The 19,240-nt window shown below is 63.9% G+C and carries 21 protein-coding genes and 1 pseudogene; 3 read left to right on the forward strand and 19 right to left on the reverse strand.

Annotation, left to right across the window (positions count from 1 at the left end):
• A pseudogene (locus VLR48_RS07870) lies at window positions 1-881 on the forward strand (glutamate--cysteine ligase); the annotation flags it as partial.
• A gap of 141 nt (window positions 882-1,022) precedes the next feature.
• Window positions 1,023-2,057: a M14 family metallopeptidase gene (locus tag VLR48_RS07875; RefSeq protein WP_325291254.1), complete on the forward strand. Its 1,035-nt coding sequence runs from the start codon at window positions 1,023-1,025 to the stop codon at window positions 2,055-2,057.
• Between the two features lie 68 nt (window positions 2,058-2,125).
• Here the strand turns inward: VLR48_RS07875 and lipA are convergent, their stop codons facing one another.
• The 19 genes from lipA to VLR48_RS07970 all read right to left on the reverse strand — a co-directional run bounded on the left by lipA (window position 2,126) and on the right by VLR48_RS07970 (window position 18,368).
• Entirely contained in the window at window positions 2,126-3,121 is a 996-nt protein-coding gene (lipA, locus tag VLR48_RS07880; protein ID WP_325291255.1) for a lipoyl synthase, read from the reverse strand.
• Window positions 3,122-3,378: 257 nt separating this feature from the next.
• Window positions 3,379-3,951, reverse strand: a complete 573-nt coding sequence (idi, locus tag VLR48_RS07885; RefSeq protein ID WP_325291256.1) for an isopentenyl-diphosphate Delta-isomerase — start codon at window positions 3,949-3,951, stop codon at window positions 3,379-3,381.
• 39 nt (window positions 3,952-3,990) lie between these two features.
• Window positions 3,991-5,301 carry a RuBisCO large subunit C-terminal-like domain-containing protein gene (locus tag VLR48_RS07890; protein WP_325291257.1) on the reverse strand — a complete coding sequence of 437 codons (1,311 nt, stop codon included), beginning with the start codon at window positions 5,299-5,301 and terminating at the stop codon, window positions 3,991-3,993.
• 3 nt (window positions 5,302-5,304) lie between these two features.
• Window positions 5,305-5,733 carry a secondary thiamine-phosphate synthase enzyme YjbQ gene (locus tag VLR48_RS07895; RefSeq protein WP_325291258.1) on the reverse strand — a complete coding sequence of 143 codons (429 nt, stop codon included), beginning with the start codon at window positions 5,731-5,733 and terminating at the stop codon, window positions 5,305-5,307.
• 81 nt (window positions 5,734-5,814) lie between these two features.
• The gene (gene pufA / locus VLR48_RS07900; protein ID WP_296696084.1) at window positions 5,815-6,018 is read right to left on the reverse strand and encodes a light-harvesting antenna LH1, alpha subunit; all 204 of its coding nucleotides are present in this window, start codon (window positions 6,016-6,018) and stop codon (window positions 5,815-5,817) included.
• A gap of 87 nt (window positions 6,019-6,105) precedes the next feature.
• The gene (gene pufB, locus VLR48_RS07905; RefSeq protein WP_120795963.1) at window positions 6,106-6,249 is read right to left on the reverse strand and encodes a light-harvesting antenna LH1, beta subunit; all 144 of its coding nucleotides are present in this window, start codon (window positions 6,247-6,249) and stop codon (window positions 6,106-6,108) included.
• A 133-nt stretch (window positions 6,250-6,382) separates the two neighbouring features.
• Window positions 6,383-6,517, reverse strand: coding sequence for a light-harvesting antenna LH1, alpha subunit (gene pufA / locus VLR48_RS07910; RefSeq protein ID WP_232409805.1), 135 nt, complete (start codon window positions 6,515-6,517; stop codon window positions 6,383-6,385).
• A gap of 83 nt (window positions 6,518-6,600) precedes the next feature.
• Entirely contained in the window at window positions 6,601-6,747 is a 147-nt protein-coding gene (pufB, locus tag VLR48_RS07915; protein ID WP_325291259.1) for a light-harvesting antenna LH1, beta subunit, read from the reverse strand.
• A gap of 192 nt (window positions 6,748-6,939) precedes the next feature.
• Entirely contained in the window at window positions 6,940-8,022 is a 1,083-nt protein-coding gene (gene pufC / locus VLR48_RS07920; protein WP_325291260.1) for a photosynthetic reaction center cytochrome PufC, read from the reverse strand.
• Window positions 8,019-8,990 (reverse strand): photosynthetic reaction center subunit M, encoded by a 972-nt coding sequence (gene pufM, locus VLR48_RS07925; protein ID WP_325291261.1) that lies wholly within the window; start codon window positions 8,988-8,990, stop codon window positions 8,019-8,021. The genes pufC and pufM overlap by 4 nt, the downstream gene beginning before the upstream one ends.
• A 16-nt stretch (window positions 8,991-9,006) precedes the next feature.
• Window positions 9,007-9,843, reverse strand: a complete 837-nt coding sequence (gene pufL / locus VLR48_RS07930; protein ID WP_325291262.1) for a photosynthetic reaction center subunit L — start codon at window positions 9,841-9,843, stop codon at window positions 9,007-9,009.
• Between the two features lie 115 nt (window positions 9,844-9,958).
• A complete protein-coding gene (gene pufA, locus VLR48_RS07935) occupies window positions 9,959-10,171 on the reverse strand; it encodes a light-harvesting antenna LH1, alpha subunit (protein WP_325291263.1) in 213 nt (70 codons plus the stop codon).
• A gap of 80 nt (window positions 10,172-10,251) precedes the next feature.
• Window positions 10,252-10,395 (reverse strand): light-harvesting antenna LH1, beta subunit, encoded by a 144-nt coding sequence (pufB, locus tag VLR48_RS07940; RefSeq protein WP_093033233.1) that lies wholly within the window; start codon window positions 10,393-10,395, stop codon window positions 10,252-10,254.
• 689 nt (window positions 10,396-11,084) lie between these two features.
• On the reverse strand, window positions 11,085-12,524 hold the full coding sequence (gene bchZ, locus VLR48_RS07945; protein WP_325291264.1) for a chlorophyllide a reductase subunit Z: 1,440 nt from the start codon (window positions 12,522-12,524) through the stop codon (window positions 11,085-11,087).
• 25 nt (window positions 12,525-12,549) lie between these two features.
• Window positions 12,550-14,046: a chlorophyllide a reductase subunit Y gene (gene bchY / locus VLR48_RS07950; RefSeq protein ID WP_325291265.1), complete on the reverse strand. Its 1,497-nt coding sequence runs from the start codon at window positions 14,044-14,046 to the stop codon at window positions 12,550-12,552.
• The gene (locus VLR48_RS07955) at window positions 14,039-15,007 is read right to left on the reverse strand and encodes a chlorophyllide a reductase iron protein subunit X (RefSeq protein ID WP_414718595.1); all 969 of its coding nucleotides are present in this window, start codon (window positions 15,005-15,007) and stop codon (window positions 14,039-14,041) included. Before VLR48_RS07955 ends, bchY begins: the two co-directional genes overlap by 8 nt.
• Before the next feature lie 26 nt (window positions 15,008-15,033).
• Window positions 15,034-15,987: a chlorophyll synthesis pathway protein BchC gene (gene bchC / locus VLR48_RS07960; RefSeq protein ID WP_325291266.1), complete on the reverse strand. Its 954-nt coding sequence runs from the start codon at window positions 15,985-15,987 to the stop codon at window positions 15,034-15,036.
• Between the two features lie 101 nt (window positions 15,988-16,088).
• Window positions 16,089-17,204: a methyltransferase gene (locus VLR48_RS07965; RefSeq protein ID WP_325291267.1), complete on the reverse strand. Its 1,116-nt coding sequence runs from the start codon at window positions 17,202-17,204 to the stop codon at window positions 16,089-16,091.
• Between the two features lie 297 nt (window positions 17,205-17,501).
• Window positions 17,502-18,368, reverse strand: coding sequence for a polyprenyl synthetase family protein (locus tag VLR48_RS07970; protein ID WP_325291268.1), 867 nt, complete (start codon window positions 18,366-18,368; stop codon window positions 17,502-17,504).
• 118 nt (window positions 18,369-18,486) lie between these two features.
• On the opposite strand from VLR48_RS07970, the gene VLR48_RS07975 reads away from it, so the two are divergent.
• Window positions 18,487-19,240: phytoene desaturase family protein (locus VLR48_RS07975; protein WP_325291269.1), on the forward strand; the 754-nt coding region annotated here is incomplete at its 3' end.

Below are 19,240 nucleotides of genomic sequence, written 5' to 3' on the forward strand. Positions count from 1 at the left end.
TCATGTTGGAGGCCGCCGCGACCTCGTTTCAGATCCATCTCAAGGTAACCCCGAAGGAAGCGGCGCGCGTCTACAACGCCTCGAAGATCATCAGCGGGCCCATGGTCGCCATCTCGGCCAACTCGCCCTACCTTTTCGGACACGAACTCTGGGACGAGACGCGGATCCCGCTGTTCGAGCAGGCGGTCTCACCGGGCGGCCCCATCCTGCAGGAACGCGTGAGCTTCGGTTTCCGGTATGCCGAGCGCTCCATCATGGAGACCTTTCGCGCGAACCTCGACCGCTATCCGGTCCTGCTCCCGCACCTCATGGAGGAGGAGCCGCAGGCGCTGGCCCATCTGCGTCTTCACAATGGTACCATTTGGCGTTGGAACCGCGCTCTGATCGGCTTCGATGCGACAGGGCGACCGCATCTGCGCATCGAGCACCGTGTCGTTCCGGCCGGCCCGACGGTGTCGGACATGATCGCCAATGCGGCCTTGTATCTCGGTGCCGTACGCGATCTGGCCGGCCAACCCGAGCCGCCTGAATCGCGGATCCCCTTCCTGCACACCCGCGCGGCCTTTTATGCCTGTGCGCGCGAAGGGCTCGATGCCGAGATTCAGTGGCTCGACGGCGCTATCCTGCCGGTCACCCGCATCCTCCGAGAGGATCTCTTGCCCCGAGCGCGGCGCGGGCTCGAGGCAGCGGGCATTGACCCGCCAGAGATCGCGCATTGGCTCGGCATCATCGAGCGGCGGCTCGAAACGGGTCGAACCGGCGCCCGTTGGCAACGCGCCTGGGTCGCGCGTCATGGCCCCGACATGGCCGGCCTGACCGCCGCCTACCTCGAACAGCAGGACTCGGGGCGGCCGGTAGACGAGTGGACCTTGCTCGGCTGACCGGATCGCGCCGAACCCTCGGCCCGCGCCAGGTCGGAGAGTTGTCGGAGCTGGCGCGGCCGAGCCAATCCAACAAACGACGCATACCGCACCGGGCGCGGTTTAGGTTCAACCAACTCGCGAAGCGACGACCAAGACGCCATGCTCCAAGAGCTCGATGATCTTCCGGAAGGCCTCCTCGAGGCCGAAAGCCATGAGCTGGATCGGCTGCTCGGTGCGCCGACCTTGATCCATCTGCCCGGCGCTCGCGAGCCCACGCTCTTCGTGTCGGTGCTCATGCACGGCAACGAGACGGTCGGGTGGGAGGCGATCCGCACTCTGCTGCGCGAACGGCTCGAGCGCTTCGGCGAGCTGCGCTTACCGCGTGCGCTGAGCATCTTCATCGGCAACGTGAGCGCGGCGGCATCAGGGGTGCGCCATCTGCCCGGACAACCGGACTACAACCGAGTCTGGCCCGGCACCGATCGCGCTCATACCCCCGAGCACGATCTCATGGCGGAGGTCGTGCGCATCATGGCCGAACGCGGACTCTTCGCCAGTCTGGACATCCACAACAACACGGGCTCCAACCCCCACTACGCTTGCGTGAATCGGATCGACAACCGGTTTTTGAACCTCGCGAATCTGTTCGGGCGCATCGTCGTCTATTTCACCCGACCGGCCGGTGTGCAGTCGCTCGCCATGGCGCAGCTGTGCCCGTCCGTGACGGTGGAATGCGGCAAGGTCGGAGAACAGCAGGGGATCGAGCATGCCCGCGACTTCATCGAGGCCGCGTTGCATCTCGCTCGCATCTCGCCTCATCCGGTCGCGCCGCAGGATATCGATCTCTTCCACACGGTTGCCCAGGTGAAGATCCGCGAGGATGTCGGGTTCGGATTCTCTCCGGAGGAGGCCGACCTTCAGCTCAATCCTGCCTTGGAGCATCTCAACTTCTGTGAGCTGCCCCGAGGTACGGCGTTTGGTCGCATCGCTCCGGGCTTGGGGATCGGTCTGGACGTACGCGACGAGCGCGACCGAGATGTCGGCGAGCGCTATTTCCACGTCGAAGACCATGAGCTGCGGCTACACCAGCCCGTGATGCCCTCGATGCTGACGAGCAACCAGGTGGTCATCCGCCAGGATTGTCTCTGTTATCTGATGGAACGCTACGCCGACCATCTGCCGACCGAGGACTGAGGTTGACTCGACGCCCCGGTGCCGGGGCGCCATCCGTCCCGAGGTCCCGAGGTCGCCGCGGCGCGCCGTCAGCCCTCTCCCGACATCGCGACTTCTAGAATCTCGCTTGCCTGACGATCGGCGTGGTAAGAGGAGCGCACCATGGGAGCGCTCGCGACGTTGGAGAACCCGATCGACTCGGCGAAGCGCCCGAGGTCTTCGAACTCGTCCGGGGTCCAATAGCGCTTCACGGGAAGGTGATCGCGACTGGGCTGAAGATACTGGCCCAAGGTGAGCATGTCGCAACCGTGCGTGCGCAGATCCCGCAGGGTCTCCTCGACCTCCTCGCGTGTCTCCCCGAGCCCAAGCATCAACCCCGACTTGGTCGGCACGCCGGGATGCGCCGCCCTGAAGGCGGCGAGCAACCGCAACGAACCCGCATAATCCGCACCGGGGCGCGCCTCTCGATAGAGCCGCGGAACCGTCTCGAGATTGTGGTTGAAGACATCCGGCACCCCGGCTCCCACGAATTGAGCAAGCGCGAGCGCCTCGCGTCCCCGGAAATCAGGCACCAAGACCTCAAGCTTGATTGCCGGACTGCGCTCCCGAACCGCGGCCAGACAGGCCGCGAAATGCGCGGCTCCGCCGTCGCGAAGATCGTCGCGATCCACCGATGTGATCACCACATAGCGAAGGCCCATGGCCGCAATCGACTCGGCCAGATGTCGCGGCTCGTCCGGATCGACAGGCTGCGGACGACCGTGCGCGACATCGCAGAAGGGGCAGCGCCGCGTGCAGATGTCGCCCAGGATCATGAAGGTCGCGGTGCCGTGATTGAAGCACTCGCCCAGATTCGGACACATCGCCTCTTCGCAGACGGTCGCCAGCTTGCCCTTGCGCAACAGACTCTTGATCCGACTGACGCCCGCTCCGACAGGCGCCTTGGCCCGGATCCACGCGGGTTTACGAAGGATCTCGGTCGCGGGCTCGATCTTGAGCGGGATACGCGAAACCTTGTCGTGTCCGCGCTGGTGGGTTTCGGGTGTCGTCCGCGAAGGGGCGTCGAGCGGTTGTTCGGGAGGCATGGCTGATATCGGGAAGGCTCAAGATAACAAGCGACATGATACGCACGCGAGGCGGGCGGACGAAACGTCTGCGGGGTGCGCTGTCACACGCGACTGTCGGTCGGGCGCTTGAGCCGACCGAATCCCGGTGCGACCGATGGTCGTTTACCGCAGTTACGGGGAGGTTGGGGACTTGCTCGGCCGATCACCAGGCCGGTCTCGGTCAAGGTCGCCTGTCCGAGTGCCTCATTCGGCGAACGAACCTGTCGGCCGCTGCATCAACGCGGAAACAGGCGATTCATCAACAGCCCGAACCAGGGCGTAAACCACTCGGGCCGGCGCGCGAGAGCGCGATGGATCGCCGGGACCGACATCCAGCGCCAAGCCCCGATCTCGGACGGATCAGGTCGCGGATCCCCGGCGTAGACGCCGAAGAAGACGTGGAGATACTCATGCTCGATCAGACCCGAGGCCTGATCCTCGGCACGATAGACGAGCTGGGTGCGCTCGACGAGCGGCACCCGGATTCCGAACTCTTCCTTCAGGCGACGGCCCGCGGCCTGCATCGTCGGCTCATCCGGCCTGGGATGACCGCAGCAGGTGTTGGACCAACGCGTCGCGAAGTGATACTTGGCATCGGCGCGTCGCTGCAGCAGGAGCCGGTCGGCCGCATCGAAGACCAGTATCGAGAAGGCACGGTGCAGTTGACCGTCGAGATGCACGTCGATCTTGCCGGCGCTACCGAGGGTGCAGTCACGGTCGTCGACCAGGATGACCTGCTCGCAGGCGTCGCGCTGCGCTGCGCGCTCCAGGGCGTCGGCTGCAAGCGGCGGTACGATTCGGGCACTCAAGGATGACCTCCAACGAAACATCTCATCGGGACGTCGCCGTCAGCCGACTCGGGCACTGCAACCGAAGGTGTCGATCGCGGCACGCAGCTCGGCATGATGCCGGGCGTGATCCTCGATCGGGATGCCGGCAGCGATGGCGTCCCACGCCTGACGGATGCTGGCGGCACCGCCGCGCGGCCCCATCGGGTGCCCGAAGACCCCGCGTCCCGGCACGAAGCCGAAATCACGCGTTCCGAGCGTGTCGTGAACCCGCTTCAGCGTCCCCGCCCAATCGCTTCCGCCGGGCACCGGCAGACTCGGGCGCAGAGCACCCATCGGCTCGAGGCAGGCGGCGGCGTTGCGACACACCTCCGCATCCGACATGAACATTCGCCCGCCGAAGCCCGGCATGATGACGACATCGAATCCGGCAAGTCGCTGCAGCTTGGTCATGACCAGCGAGCTGATGCCGAAATGCTCCAACCGACTCAACGCCGCAAGCATCGGGAAATGTGCCACCAAGGGCACCCGGGTATGTTGCGCCAGCATCCGAACGGCGCTCAAACCGACCGGCAGTGCATTTACGAGCAAGGCATTGGCACCATTGCCGACGGCCGTATCGTGCAGATCGCTCAACCGATCCACCTCGTCGGTCACGTTGGCGAGATAGATCTTCGGCGTGCCGGTCTGCGCTTCCGCGCTACGGCGCGCGGCACCCAACAACGCGGAGCGTCGCTCGAGGCTACACCAGTCCGTATCGCAAAGCATCTCGTCGTCTTTGGCGACATCCAGTCCGCCCAGCCATCCCTGGAGACCGAGCTCGGCCATATCCTCCGGCGGCAATCCGATATTGGGCTTGATGACCCCGAAGAAGATCGGGCGGTCGTAGACCCCGAGCAGGTCACGGAAACCCTCGACACCGAAGCGCGGCCCGTCGAAACGGCTCAAATAGGCGTCCGGGAAATGAATGTCGAGCAACTTCACGACAGGGGCGCCCGGCGAAAAGAAGGTGCCCTCGCCGCAGACCGCACTCAGGAGGTTCGGGATACGAGGACCGAAGTTGCCGTGGGGATGGGCGATGCGGACACGACACGCATGAATCTTGCCCTCACCAGGCGCCTTCAGCCCGTAGCTGAAGTCCGGCAGGGTCGCATCGACGGCGAGATGGACGACCTTCGCACCGAATTCCCCGCGCAAGTCCTCGCCCGAGCCGACCCGGCGCCACTGGGCGGTCGACTGCTCCGAGCAGAAATGTGCAGCTGCGATGCGCGGGTCTCCCCGGCACTCGATGTAGTAGTCGAGACGCAGATAGGCGTCGGGATCCAGGGTATCCGCATCCGCGAAAAACCCTTCGAGATCGGCTGCCGTCATCCGCTATTGCTCTCCGCTGATCTGCATCAGAAGCCGACGCTCGTCGCGCGGGCCATCCAATTCAATGAAAAAGATCGATTGCCACCCACCGAGGAGCAGACGTCCGTCGGCAACCGGGATGGTCTCCGAGGCGTTCATAAAGAGCCCGAGCAAATGGGAATGCGCGTTGAGGCGACCGTCGACGGGGTCGCGATTATGACGAAAATCCGTACCGGCCGGCACGAGGCGGTGGAGGAAATCGAGCATGTCGCGCTGCAACATCTGCTCTTTCTCGTTCAAACACACGAATGCGGTCGTGTGAGGCGAGAATAGGGTCACCTGTCCCTGAACGAGGCCACTCTTTTGGAAGGCTGTTCGGACAATTGCCGTGACATCGATGATTTCGATCGGTGCGGCCGTACGCAGGACGATCGTTTCACAAGGAAAGAACATACTTTGAGCTTCGGACGCTGCGATCGCGGGCGGTGCCGGCTTTGCACGCCGCCCGCCCGAGACCGCAACTCGCGGCCTGATCTAACGGCCGGCAGGCAGGGGAGCCATCTGTGCGGCAGGCGTCACAGCGGCAGCCTTACCGGATGCAGGTGCGCCGTCGGACAGCCAGTTGAAGTCGGCCGTGCTGAGCAGGATGAAGTGGATCAACAGCCCGAGCACCAACAGGAAACCGAACAAAGCAACCAGCGTTCTGCGCGGATCGAAGATCTGCCAAATTTTGTGCATGAGTTTATCTCCTAAAGACGTAAAGCGGGACGGTGCAGATCGCTGCGCTCCTCCCGTCTGAATCCATCGCGAGTCTAAGGCGCTCGACTACAGCCAGGGGCGCCAGAGCCATGCAAGGATGTGAGCGACAATGACGACGCCGAAGAACCCGGTCATGCTCTGCACGAAGATACCGTGAAATTCCTTCGCCTCTTCTTCGGTCAGACCGGACGTGCTTTTCACTTCAGCCATGGAATTACCCTCACTTGTCATGTTTTGGCCAGTTGGCCGTTACCGCGATCTTCCCCGCGGCGGGGACCACAGTGGATCGGACCGTCCGTGCGCCATTTCCGGCGACCCGGACGCTCCCGATGCGAACACCGGACTAAACGCCCCCGAGCCAGTTGAAGCCCGGACTGCTGAGCAGGATGAAATGGATCAACAAAGCCAGGACGAGCAGGAATCCGAACAAGCCTACGAGTGTTCTGCGCGGATCGAAGATCTGCCAAATTTTATGCATCTGTGTACTCCAGTGACTATCAGATGGGTGCTGCTGTATCAGCAAACGCCCGGTGGGCCTTCAATCGTTGCCCTGCTGGCCGATCAGAGCCAAGGGCGCCATAACCAAACCAGCACGTGCGCGACGACGACGATCGACGTAAAGGTGACTAGGCTCGACACGAAGATGCCATGAAACTCTTCCGCCTCGCTGTCCGTCAGACCCGTTGTCGTGCTTAGCCGCTCGGCCATCGATATTTCCTCACCTTGACCGGCACCCCGACCACCGACGTGATGCGCTCGACCTGATCTGCCTCGCGGCAGGTTAGGGCGCAGCTCAAGGGCACGGCCTGCTGAACCATCTCACCCGACGTGCGCCGGACCGGAATCCGGCGCTGCCTTTGGCCTCCGTGCCTTACCGGCCAGCCAAGCCGGCCGACTTGCTTACAACTGCTTCGGCTGGGCCGCGGGCGCTGTATCTGCCGCGGGCTCGACCGGAGCCGCTTCCTCGGGCGCCGCAATCAGGGTCGGACCTGCAAGTGCGGGGTAGTCCTTGAGCATCTGAGCACCGTAAAGCGGCTTATAAGCGCCCTGATGGCAGGTCGCACAGCTCACCCGGTAGGGATCGCCCAGCGGACCCTTACGCGTTTCGGGCAACACCTCGTTCAACGGCCAGATGTATTCCTGGTTGATCTCACGCACATGCCGGATCGCATACCAAGCGGTCGTGCGCTGCGGGGTACTCTGATCCCAGGCAAAGAACGACCGACTGTTGTGGCAGAAGGTGCAGTTGACGCCGAGCGCGTCGGAGATCTGCATCATCAAGCCATAGGTCCACTCCGCTTGCTTGATCGAAGCCAAGTTGCCGCTCGGCAGGGCCGCATCGCCGATCACCCGGATCTCGTTGGCCTGATCAAGGAACGGCGTGAAGGGATCGAACGGCAAAGACGCATAGGCAACCGTCGACGACGCGATGTTCTGCCCCGTCGGCGACACGCCGGACGGCAGATCCGGACCGGGATCGGTCGTCCAGACGTACTCCGGTACCGGCTTACCGCGATGACAGGTATAGCAGGTGACGCCCGTAGCCGCGACATGGTCCTTCCATGCGGAATTGGCCTGCTGCGTCATCTGAAACATCCGACGGGATACGACCTTCGTATAGATGTCGTCGGAAGCCCAGTTGCCGGGGACGTGGCAATAGTTACAACCCTGCTCCGGAGCAACCCACGTCGTGACGGCCACCATCAGGCGGGTGAAATCCGCAACGGTGAGATCGCTCAGGACCTGGACATTCTCATAGACCTCGGAGACCTTCGGCCCGCCCGGCGGTGCCGCCGGAATCACCTCCGGAGGCTGGTTCGCCTTATAGCTGCGAGCCAGATCGCCGGGGTTTTGGACATGCTCCATTGCCAGGCCGCGGTAACCCAATTGCACCGTCTCGGGAGGCGGCGCTTCACAGCCGGCAACAAAAACCGAAGCGACAACAGCGGCCAGCGGGAGCGACGTGTAATTAGCCATCTTCATTGCGAAACCCCCTGCAACAGCGTCGGATCCACAGCGCCGTCAAGCGGATAGACGGGAGCGACACCATGCTTCACGGCCCACAGATACCAGTTGTCGACCACGGTGCCGGTCAGGAGAATCCCGATCCCTGCAGTGATGACGGTCAAGACCGCGAACCACCAAGCCCAGCGATGAATCGATTCCATCGTGGCATTGAAGCCCATCGTCCAGCGCCAGAAGAGAGCTGCGCGCTCGGCTGCCGTACCGCGATCCGTAATCTGGTCGATCTCGCGATCGCCGCCGAACCGGCTGACGGCGAGGATGGTCGCACCATGCATGGCAAACAGCAGGGCCGAGCCATACAGGAACGCAATCGAGAGCATGTGGAACGGGTTGTAATAGAGGTTCCCGTACCGAATCGAGAAGGCCGCCGTCCAGTCAAGGTGAGGGAAGATACCGAAAGGCACTGCCTCCGCCCAACTCCCCATGAGAACCGGGCGAATGAAACCCAGGCTCAGATAGAAGAAGATCGCCGCTGCGAACGCCCACGACAGCCACTGACTCAAACCCAGATCCGCTGCACGCTTGTAGGTCCGGATCCACCAAAGGATGATGGAGGTAGTCAGAAAGAACCCGGCGATCAACCACCAGCCGCCGTCACCCAAAGGAGGGATGCTGAGGCCGTAGGACGGTGGTGGTGGCTCAAGCGCCAACCAGAAGAAGTTCTTCAGAAATTCGATCGGGCTCCAATTTACGGAAGCCGCCATGTTGAAGCCGATGATCTCGATGGCGATGAAGCCGAAGAGCAAGGATGCAACACCGGTGAATCCGAGGTAGATAGGACCAATCTGAGCATCACCGATCTTGCCAGCCCAGTAGGAGAAGATCGGCTTGCCGATGCGCGGCAGATTGCCTTTCGGCATCGGCGTTCCGGGATAAGCCGGAGAGCGCACCTGCACGCTTGTAAAAATGTTCTGATATTCAGCCATTGTTGTCTCCTAGACCCTACCAGAGCGGAAGCTCAAGCCACCAGTTCCACCATTCCGGCCAGCCGCGCGTCCAGAAGGGTCCGCTGATCACGATGCAGACGGCGCTCCAGAAGACTGCGCTCAGCGCCAGGAACAAGCCCAGGCGATGGATACCGAGTGCGCCGACGGAGTAGCCGATCAGATCCCGGAAGAAGGTGTTCTCATGCTCGCCGGTCTTGACCGGTTCGCCCTTCGCGGGATTGGTCACCGACAGGATCAGGGAGCCGTGCATCGCCAGCGCCAGACATGTGGTGAAGAAGAAAGTGATCGCGAGCATATGGGCCGGGTTGTAATGGAAGTGCAGGTATTGGTAACCCACATTCGAAACCCAGTCTAAGTGGCTCATGATTCCGTACGGGAAGCCATGACCCCACGCGCCCATCAAGATGGGACGAATCACCACGAGCGTCACAAAGGCACCGATCGCGAAACTGAAGGCGAAGGGGACGTGGAAACCGATTCCGAGCTTGCGGGAAATCTCGACCTGCCTCAACGCCCAGGAGACGAATGCCCCGATCGCGCAGAGTGTAATGAACTGCCAAAGACCGCCCTGATCGAGCGGAGCCATTCCTAGGCCGTAGCTGAGATCCGGGGGAGCGATGCTGATCTGCCAGATGTTGAATGTCTGCAGCTCAGGCGTCGGACCGAGGGTGGCGCCCCAGACGATCAAGAGCGTACCTAACAATGCGAAGAAGAACGCCGAGACTCCGAAGAAGCCGACATAGAACGGCCCCACCCAGAAGTCGAATAGGTCTCCCCCTATCAGCGTCCCGCCACGGACGCGGTATTTTTTCTCAAAACTGAGCATGGCCATCGTAAAATCCTCTGCTGGGGAGGCATCCGATCCGGCTGCCTCCACTTAGCACTGTCGGCGGTAGGTGGGGCCTGGCCAATGGGTCCAGCCTCCCCTGCCACCCCCGTAAAGGACGCTATTGCCTTTGCGGCACAACGGGCGTCACTTGCATCTGACTGACTGCGGACTTGGCGGGGACGCCGTCTTCGAGCCAGTTGAAATCTGCAGTGCTGAGCAGAATCATGTGAATGGCAAGACCAAGGATGATCAGGAATGCAAAGAGGGCGATCAGGATGCGACGCGGATCCATGATCAGCCAGATTTTCCACAAGCTTTCGGTCGAGAACATATTCTTTTCTCCTGGAATCAGGACGAGTTAGATGACCTTGCGACCGGCACCCTCGGGCGCCAGCGCTGAATTGGGTTTTGCTACAGCCAGGGGCGCCACAGCCATGCGAGGATGTGAGCAACGATCACGATTCCGAAGAACGTGGTCATGCTCTGCACGAAGATCCCGTGGAACTCTTTCGCTTCTTCTTCGGTCATGCCGGACATGCTGGTGTTTTCAGCCATTGATCGATCCTCCAGTAGGAGATGAACCTAAGTGACGCCGCACCGACCCCGTGCGGCGGGGGTTTCGTCGCGGACCAACGGACCGCAACGGAGAAACTGCTCGAAACGCCCGACCAGCCTCTCGACTCCGTCGTCCCGAATAAAGGGACAGGCAACTCATGTCGAGCGGGGCGGCCGCTCCGCTCGACAAGCGCAACTCGCCAGCGCCCGGCGAAATACCTCGCCCGTGGACCTCGACCTCCGAAGGAGTCTTGCGCGACGCAACCGGCGAAAAGCTCGGAGCGTCGAATCGCGGATTGTTCAGGTCGGGTCTCACGGGTCCGGTACTAAAGCCTTGCAGGGTGACTGGATTAGGTGTCAGTCTAGCTTGACTGACGTAGATGTCAATCTACATTTACACCTCTTTTACGTCGCACCTGCGCCCGGACAATCAACAGGGGTTACCCCTGCCTCGGGGGCGTGGGGCTGCCGTTGAAACGGCTGCGAAAACAGGTGCGGAAGGTGTCGTGGAGCGCCTGTCGAGGCAGCGGGCATCGTCAGACTGACGCAGCGCGGTCGCGTCACGGGAAAGGCGACAAGACGTCGCCGGTCGACTAGGCGAGAGCTGAATCGGGGATACGCACGGCCACGAACGCCCCGCGCGTTCCCACGCGGGGACAGTAGCTTGCGCGGAAAAGGAGGCTCGGCAACTAGACCGAGCGCTGGGCCTCGACCACGCGATCGAGACTCACCCGCTCATCCCCTGCATTGCGGGAAGCGCGCTCGGCCGCATCGCGCAGGCGCTTGGCGGCCGAGATCCGCACCAACACGGGCTGGGAGTCGACGATCCGATCGAATGCCGTGAGTGCGTCCTCGTCCCAGGGCAGCTCCCGGTGGAGTCGCGCGGGAGTGGCATCGACCTTGTCGAGATCGGTCCCGAGCGGAATGATGTTGAAAAGCGCGTCGAAGAGGGCATTGCACACCTCCTGGACGATATAGGTCGCACCCGAGTAGCCCATGAAAGGCGTTCCCGTGTGACGACGGATCACGGTGCCCGGAAACGACGCCGGGATATAGGTCGCGCGGGCCCCGATCTCGGCCAGATACATACGCTCGTTGTAGCTGCCGAAGACGATCAGCGGCGTCTTTTGATGCACCGCCTCGCGCACGGCATCGTTGTCCGACTTCACGCCGGCCTTGCGCGAGAAGGCGAAATTGCAGGGCAGACCCAGCTCGTCTTCGAGAAAATGACGCAGGCCCCGGGCATAGGTGTCGGTAGCCACGACGCCGAAGCTGGCCGTGCCGAAGAAATCCTGCGTCACCGACCGCCAGAGGTCCCAAATGGGCTTGATGGTCGTGTGCTTTTCCTGCTCGATGAAGGGCTCGGGATCCAGCTCGAGCAGCTCACCGAGGGTCCGCAGGAACTTGGTCGTGCTGTGCAGACCGATCGGGGCCTGGATAAAGGGCCGCTCGAGCGCCTCGCAGAGGCTGCGCCCGAACTCGCGGTACATGCAGATGTTGACCTCTGCATTCGCCAGCTCGGGCACTCGATCGAGATGGCTTCCCAGCGGGAAGACCTGATTGACCTTCGCGCCGATCCCTTCCACCAGGCGCCTGATTTCGGCGAGATCGGACGGGGTGTTGAAGGTCCCGTACATGGGTCCGATGATGTTCACGCGCGGGGGCTCGCCCGGCTTGCGCGGCTTGGCCTTGGGCATCCCGCCCTTCTTCAGGCCGTACTGACTCCACAGCCAGTACATGGCGCGATTGGCGCTCTGCCATTGATCCTCGTCGATGGTGCGCGGCAGAAAACGATGGATGTTGGTCCCTTCGGGCGTCACGCCGCCGCCGATCATCTCGGCGATCGAGCCGGTGACCACCACGGCGGGACGCTTGGGGTCCAGGGTCGCGTAGGCGCGACGCATCGCCTCCTCGGTCCCCTTCTGGCCCAGCTCCTCCTCGCCCAGACCGGTGACGACTACCGGCAGCTCATGCGGCGGCAACCCGTCCGTATAGTGAAGAACGGCGGTCACCGGGAGGTTCTCGCAGCCGACCGGGCCGTCGATGATGACCTGCAGGCCCTTGATGGCCGCGAAGACGTAGACGGAGCCCCAATAACCGCCGGCGCGGTCGAGGTCGTTGATCAACATGGGTAAAGCGTCCTCGTGACCGGTCTCATAGCGGCTTGACGACTGGGGATGGGGCGGGCGCGGCGACCGACACGGGCGGCTGATCCCAGATCCCGCAGGTATCGCCTGTGCCGACGCCCTCGAAGAAGCTGCGCATGGCGGTGAATCGATGCCGATTGGCCAGCGCCGTATTGATGACCTGCGCCAACGAACCGGCACCCGCGGGACCCATCAGCGGACGCGCCGAGATGAGATTGGTGAAATAAAGCGCCGGGATGCTCATCTCCTTGGCCGCCTGTACGACCGGCGTGGTCCCGATCGCGAGATCCGGCTCCAGCGCCGTCACGGCTGCGATGTCCTGCTCCAGGGACGCACGGAACTGAACAGGCACCCCGCGAGATTCCAGCCAGGCCAGATCGGCCTCCGACCAGGCGGTACGACCGCAGGCGGTGCCGACATAGGGCACATCCGCGCCGGACTCGATCAGCAGACGCGCGACCAGAAGCTCGGACCCCTCGTACCCGGAGACCGTCACCCGCCCTTTGATCGGACTGCCCGACAGGGCGCCGGCGATGGCCGGCAGGATCTTGTTCTTGGCCAGATCGACCTTCGCCCGGGCGATCCCGCAGGCCGCTCCGATCGCGTCGAGCCAGCTCGCGGTACCTTCGCACCCGACCGGTGCCGAGCCGACGATGGGACGACCCGCCAGAGCAAACTCGCGCGCGCTTGCGGTGTATTGAGGATGAATCGCCGCAGCAACCTGACAATCGAGCGCACCGTACAGCTCGCGCCATTCGCGTGTCGGCACGACCGGGCCGGGGGCCAGCCCCATCGGCTCGAGCATCATCCCGATCCCGACCGGGTCGGCCGGGAACATCTCCCCGAGCAGGGTCACGGTCGGCCGCTCGCTGCGACCGCCGCGCGGCGCCTGCACCGGGCCTTGCTCTGCCTCGGTGCGCGCATACTGCAGCATGGCGCCGGCGAGCACGTCCTTCGCTTCGGCATGGGTCGGCACCCCGAATCCGGGCACGTCGATGCCGAGAATACGCACGCCGTTGAGCTCTTTGGGCAAGAGGCGCAGCGGCACGCCGGAGGCGGTCGGCACACAGAGATTGATCACAACGACGGTATCGTAGTGATCCGGATCGGCGAGCTTGAGCACCGCCTCGCGCGCATCCTCGAAGAGCGCGCCCGAGACCAAGGTCTCCGAGTCGAAGGGCACATAGCCGACCGAGCGTCGCGCGCCGTAGAAATGCGAGGTGAAGGTCAGGCCGTAGACACAACAGCCCGAGCCGACGAGCACCATGGCCGTACGCCGCATCCGCAGCCCGACCCGCAAAGCGCCGAACGCGGGACACATGGTCTGGGGCTGATCGTGTGGACCCTTCGGATAGTCCTCGGCGTAGCGCGCCAACAAGTCGCGGTTTCCGGACGCAACCGCGGCGGCGTGCAAGGTCTCGGCGCCGCCGTGACAGCCGCCGCCCTCCCCCGCATCGACCGTGCGATCACCGATCGGCCCTTCGCGCTCGTATGGCTCAGACATCGTCGTAGATCACCTCGAGCGAGGGCTTATTGAGGGTCGCGGCGCTGCACATGTCCTCGGGTGTCGCCGGCTCGAGCACCACATGACGACCGACCACGTCGCCCGTGAAGAGTCCGAGAAGCCCGTCCTGATCCAGCGGTTTGGGATGGATCGGCGGCGCCAGGCCCACATTGGTCGCCAACTCCTCGAACAGCGGACCCCAGCGATCGCCCGGTCGGCCGATGATCTCGTAGTTGGCGCTCTTGCGGCGGATCTCCTCGTGTGCCGGGATGGTCGCCAGGATCGGGATCTCCAACGCCTTGGCAAAGGCTTGGGCCTCGCCGGTGCCGTCGTCCTTGTTGATCACCATTCCCGCCACGCCGACGTTGCCGCCGAGTCCGCGGAAATATTCGACCGCAGAGCAGACGTTGTTGGCGACATAGAGGGATTGCAGGTCGTTCGAACCGACGACGATCACCTTTTGACAGAGGTCGCGCGCGATCGGCAGACCGAAGCCGCCGCAGACCACGTCGCCCAGGAAATCCAGCAGGACATAGTCGAAGTCCCATTCATGGAAACCCATGCCTTCGAGCAGCTCGAAGCCGTGGATGATGCCGCGACCGCCGCAGCCCCGACCCACGTCCGGACCGCCCAGCTCCATCGCGAAGACACCGTCGCGCTTGAAGCAAACGTCGCCGATGCCGACCTTGTCGCCGGCACGTTTCTTCTCGCCCGAGGTCCCCAGGATGGTCGGACAGGCACGCCCGCCGAAAAGCAGGGTCGTGGTGTCGCTCTTGGGGTCGCAGCCGATCAACAGGACCTTCTTGCCCTGCTGCGCCATCATGTAAGAGAGGTTGGCGAGCGTGAAGCTCTTGCCGATGCCGCCCTTGCCGTAGATCGCGATGATCTGGGTCTCCTTGATGGAGGGCGTGGCGATCGAGGGTGCTCCGACCGGATCCTTGGTCGATTGGCGCCCGGGCACCAATGCGGGACTCTTGACGGATACACTCACGAGATCGATCTCCACTCCAGGATCATTTTCAGACAGTTGGGGTCGCCGAACGCGGTGCGATAGGCCGCATCGGCACGGGTCGCGGGCTCGCGATGGGTGATGAGCCCGTCGAGCGACAGACGTCCCGAATCGAGGAGCTCCTTGACCGCGACGATATCCGGCGGACGCCATTCGGCGGCGACCTGGATGCGCGTCTCGCGCATGAAAGCCGGCGGGAACGAGAATGAGAGGGGTTGGCTGTAGAAACCGGCGAGGATCACCTCCCCGCCCGGCGCCATGCGTGCGATCAGGGTGTCGAGGATCCCCGAGTCGCCGCTGACGTCGCAGATGCGCCGATAGTCCGTGCGATGATCCTGATCCGGCGCGACGACCTGGTAGCCGTGACCTTCCGCACCGTGCGCGCGCTCCGGGTTCGTCTCCCAGACCGTCGGGCGAGCGCCCTCGGCCAAGGCCGCGATCCGCGCCACCAGTCGACCCAGCACGCCGTGGCCGATGACGAGGTCGACGGGGCCGGAACTCAGACCGCCGATCGCGTGATACGCCGTCGCCGCCAGCGCGAGCAGCACGGCATCCTCCCCGAGCGCATCGCTGACCGGCACGGCACGCTCGCCGGGGAGCACGATGCGGGAGGCCGCTCCGCCGAACAGACCGCGCGCCTCGTTGTAGCAGCGCGCTCCGGGCACGAAGACGCGCTGGCCGACCTTGAGCCCCGACCGATCGCCGGCCCAGGTCACGCGACCGACCGACTCGTAGCCGGGTACCAAGGGATAGCCCATGCCGGGAAAGCTCGGCATACGCCCGGACCAGAGCAGACGCTCGGTGCCCGTGCTGATTCCGCTCCATTCGATCGCGACCATGACATCCGCGTCGCCCGGCGGGGTGAGCGTGAGCGGTTTGAGCGCAAGGGATTCAGGCTGATCGAGGACAACGGCGAGGGTATCGAGGTTCAATGTTCGACCCTGATAGTGGCAGTGACAATCAAACGCATTGGAGTTTAACCCAACTCAAGCGCATCCGGCAGAAGCTGCCGGACTTTTCCATCGAACCGACCTCACGCCATCCGTGTCGCGGCCAACAGGCGCGTCAGGATCGGACGCACCGTCGGCACCAGACGCACCGGATCGAAGACGTTGAGCCGCAGCATGTTCTCGATCTCCACCGGGGTCCGCGGACGTCCGCTGCCCATGGCGAGGAGATAGAAACCGAAATAGGCATCGCCGATCGGCTGGGCGCCGGGCGTGCCGGACATCGGCTCGGCGACCAGAAGGGTTCCGCCGGTCGGCAGGACGCGCCGCGCGGCCTTGATGATCGCAAGCGCTTCCTCGTCGTCGTGATCGTGCAGCACCCGGACCAGCGAGACGACATCCGCGCCCTCCGGCAGCGGATCGCGCAACACGTCGCCGCCGACCGCGGTGGCCCGATCGGCGAGCCCTTCGCGCTGGAAGCGGGCTTTCGCGCGCTCGGCGACCGCGGGCAGATCGAACAGGATGACCTTCAGGTGCGGCCAACGCTTGGCGGCCGTCACCAGGAAGGTACCGTCGCCGCCGCCGACGTCCAAGAGACATTTGCAGTCCTTCAAGGAGTAGGCATCCAGCACATCGCCGGCGATCAGGGACTGGCTGTCGGACATGAGCGCCGTGTAGCCGTCGATCGATTGCTCGTCCACGTTCGCCGCGTCGGTGTTGGCCGCGTAGGACCAATAATTCGACAATGCCGTGCGCTCGACCTCGCCACGCAGTAGGGCGACCGGATCGGCGAGATCCGCATAGACCATCGCGTGATGCTCGACCATGGCGGCGATACCGGGGTTTCCGATCATGGCCGCGCCCAGTTCGCCCAAGGCGTAGCGCTTGTCCTCGCACAGGGCGACCAGGCGCAGACTGACCGCGGCGCGCAGCAGGCGAATCGCGCCTTCGGGCGGAAGCGCCATCCGCTTGGCCAACGCATCCGCGCTCTGCGGTCCCTCGGCGAGGATCTCGAACAGTTTCAAACGCACGCACGCGAACAAGATCTGCGAGTAAACGAACCCGGCGACGATGTCGAACAACTCGCGCGCGCGTTTCTGCGCGATCGGGCGTGTCAAGGGGAAGGCCGAGGCCCAGCGCTGGAAAGCCGGGCTTGCCAGCAGACGGTTGCGTACACCCAACCAGGAATCAAAGATCGACACGTCAACAACCTCGACGAAATGAGAAAAAGGTTAAAGGGCAAAGGCTAAAGGCGAAATCGGGCGCGAGGACTTACGGAGCGCGTCCCCGTCGACGAAAACCAGCGCTAAACATCGCGTCCCGTCCGAGCGGCGTCGTCCGACGACACACGATAGGGGGCACACCACAGGCGCGAACGGCCGAAAGCGGTTGGTTGACGTGCGAACCGACGCGACTTAAACCGTGCCGGCTCCGACAGTCGTCGGAGCTGGCGCGGCCAAGCCAATCCGACGACCTTCGCATATCCCAACGGGCGCGGTTTAAGCGCGATCGGCGAGACCCTTCGGCATGATATGGCGCGACTCCGACATCAGGACCCCGGCAAGCTGCGCGGACCCTGGACACGGCGGAATCGCATCGATGGCATCCTTGACCAGGCCGCGGAGCAGCGCGACCGCGCCGTCCACCCCGAGCTCGCCGGCAGCGCTCGGGCGGTTGAGCACGGCATCGCGACCGACCGGCTTGCCGACCTCTTGCGCGCTGGCGGCGACGTCGCGCAGATCGTCCGCGACCTGGTAGGCTTCGCCGATCTTATCGCCGACCACTCGCCAGGCATCGGCATCGGCGCCGGCCACTTGAGCGCCGGCAGCGGTGGCGGCGGCAAAGAGCGCGCCCGTCTTCGCACGGTGATAATCTGCGACCGAGACCTTGGGCTCGCACTCCCACGCCTGACCGGCGACGATGCCGGACGGCATCCCGACGGCTCGGCTGACGGTCATCAGCAGCGGCGCCAAACGCTCGGGGCTGTTGCCCAAGACACGGGCGAGATTCTCGAAGGCGAGGACGATCAAGGCATCGCCGGCCAGCACGGCCAAGGGTTCGCCGTAGGCCCGATGGACCGAGGGTAGACCCCGGCGCATGGGGGAGTCGTCGAAACAGGGAAGGTCGTCGTGGACCAGCGACGCGCAGTGGAGCAGCTCGATGGAGGCACCCGCGGCATCCGCCGCCTCGACATCGCGGCTTCCGCACGCCGCAGCGACCGCCAGACAGAGCCTCGGTCGCACGCGCGCACCGCCCGGGAAGACGGCATGGCGAACCGCCTCAGCAAGCCGCGGCGGGCAGGCCGACGTCGTGACCGATCCCAAGGCCGCTGCCAATGCCTGCTCGATTCGCGTGGTTGGATCCATCGCCGCTCCCCCGGTCGCCGCCGATCTGTAAATATTAGTTGACACTCACAAGCGTCATGTACAATAGACACGGACGCCAACGGCGTCAAATACAAATCGAAAGAGAGGCCATCATCGGATGCCCACAGAGAAAGTGATCGTCGTCGGCGCCGGCATCGGCGGACTCGTCACCGCGGTTCAACTGGCCTCGCGCGGCCTCGAGGTGCATGTCCTCGAACGGGCTGCGGCCCCCGGCGGAAAGATGCGGGAGGTCGTGGTCGGCGATCAACGCATCGACGCCGGACCGACGGTTTTCACGATGCGCTGGATCTTCGAGGAGATCTTTGCCGAGGCGGGCGCATGCCTGACCGACTATCTGACACTCGAACCGTTCGAGATCTTAGCACGCCATGCTTGGAGCGAGCATGAGCGCTTCGACCTCTATGCCGACGAGGAGCGCACCATCGAGGCGATCGGCGATTTCGCCGGTGCGGCCGAGGCGAAACGCTACCGCGGCTTTTGCGAGCACGCGCGCACCATCTTCGAAACGCTCGACGCCCCCTTCATCCGCTCCTCGCGTCCGAACCCCCTGAGTCTGGTGAGTCGCTGCGGGATCAGCGGCTTTCCGGGACTGCGCCGCATCAAGCCATTCGACAGCCTATGGCAGTCACTCGGCGAGCACTTCAAGGATCAACGTCTGCGCCAACTCTTCGGGCGCTACTCGACTTATTGCGGCTCCTCGCCCTTCCTCGCACCCGCCACCCTAATGCTGATCGCCCATGTGGAGCGGCAAGGCGTCTGGTCGGTCGAGGGCGGCATGCACCAGACGGCCGTCGCCCTGGCGCGGCTGGCCGAATCGCTCGGCGCGAGCATCACCTACGAGGCCGACGTGG

It is taken from the genome of Thiocapsa sp. (genome assembly GCF_035467215.1).
Classification (GTDB): Bacteria; Pseudomonadota; Gammaproteobacteria; order Chromatiales; family Chromatiaceae; genus Thiocapsa.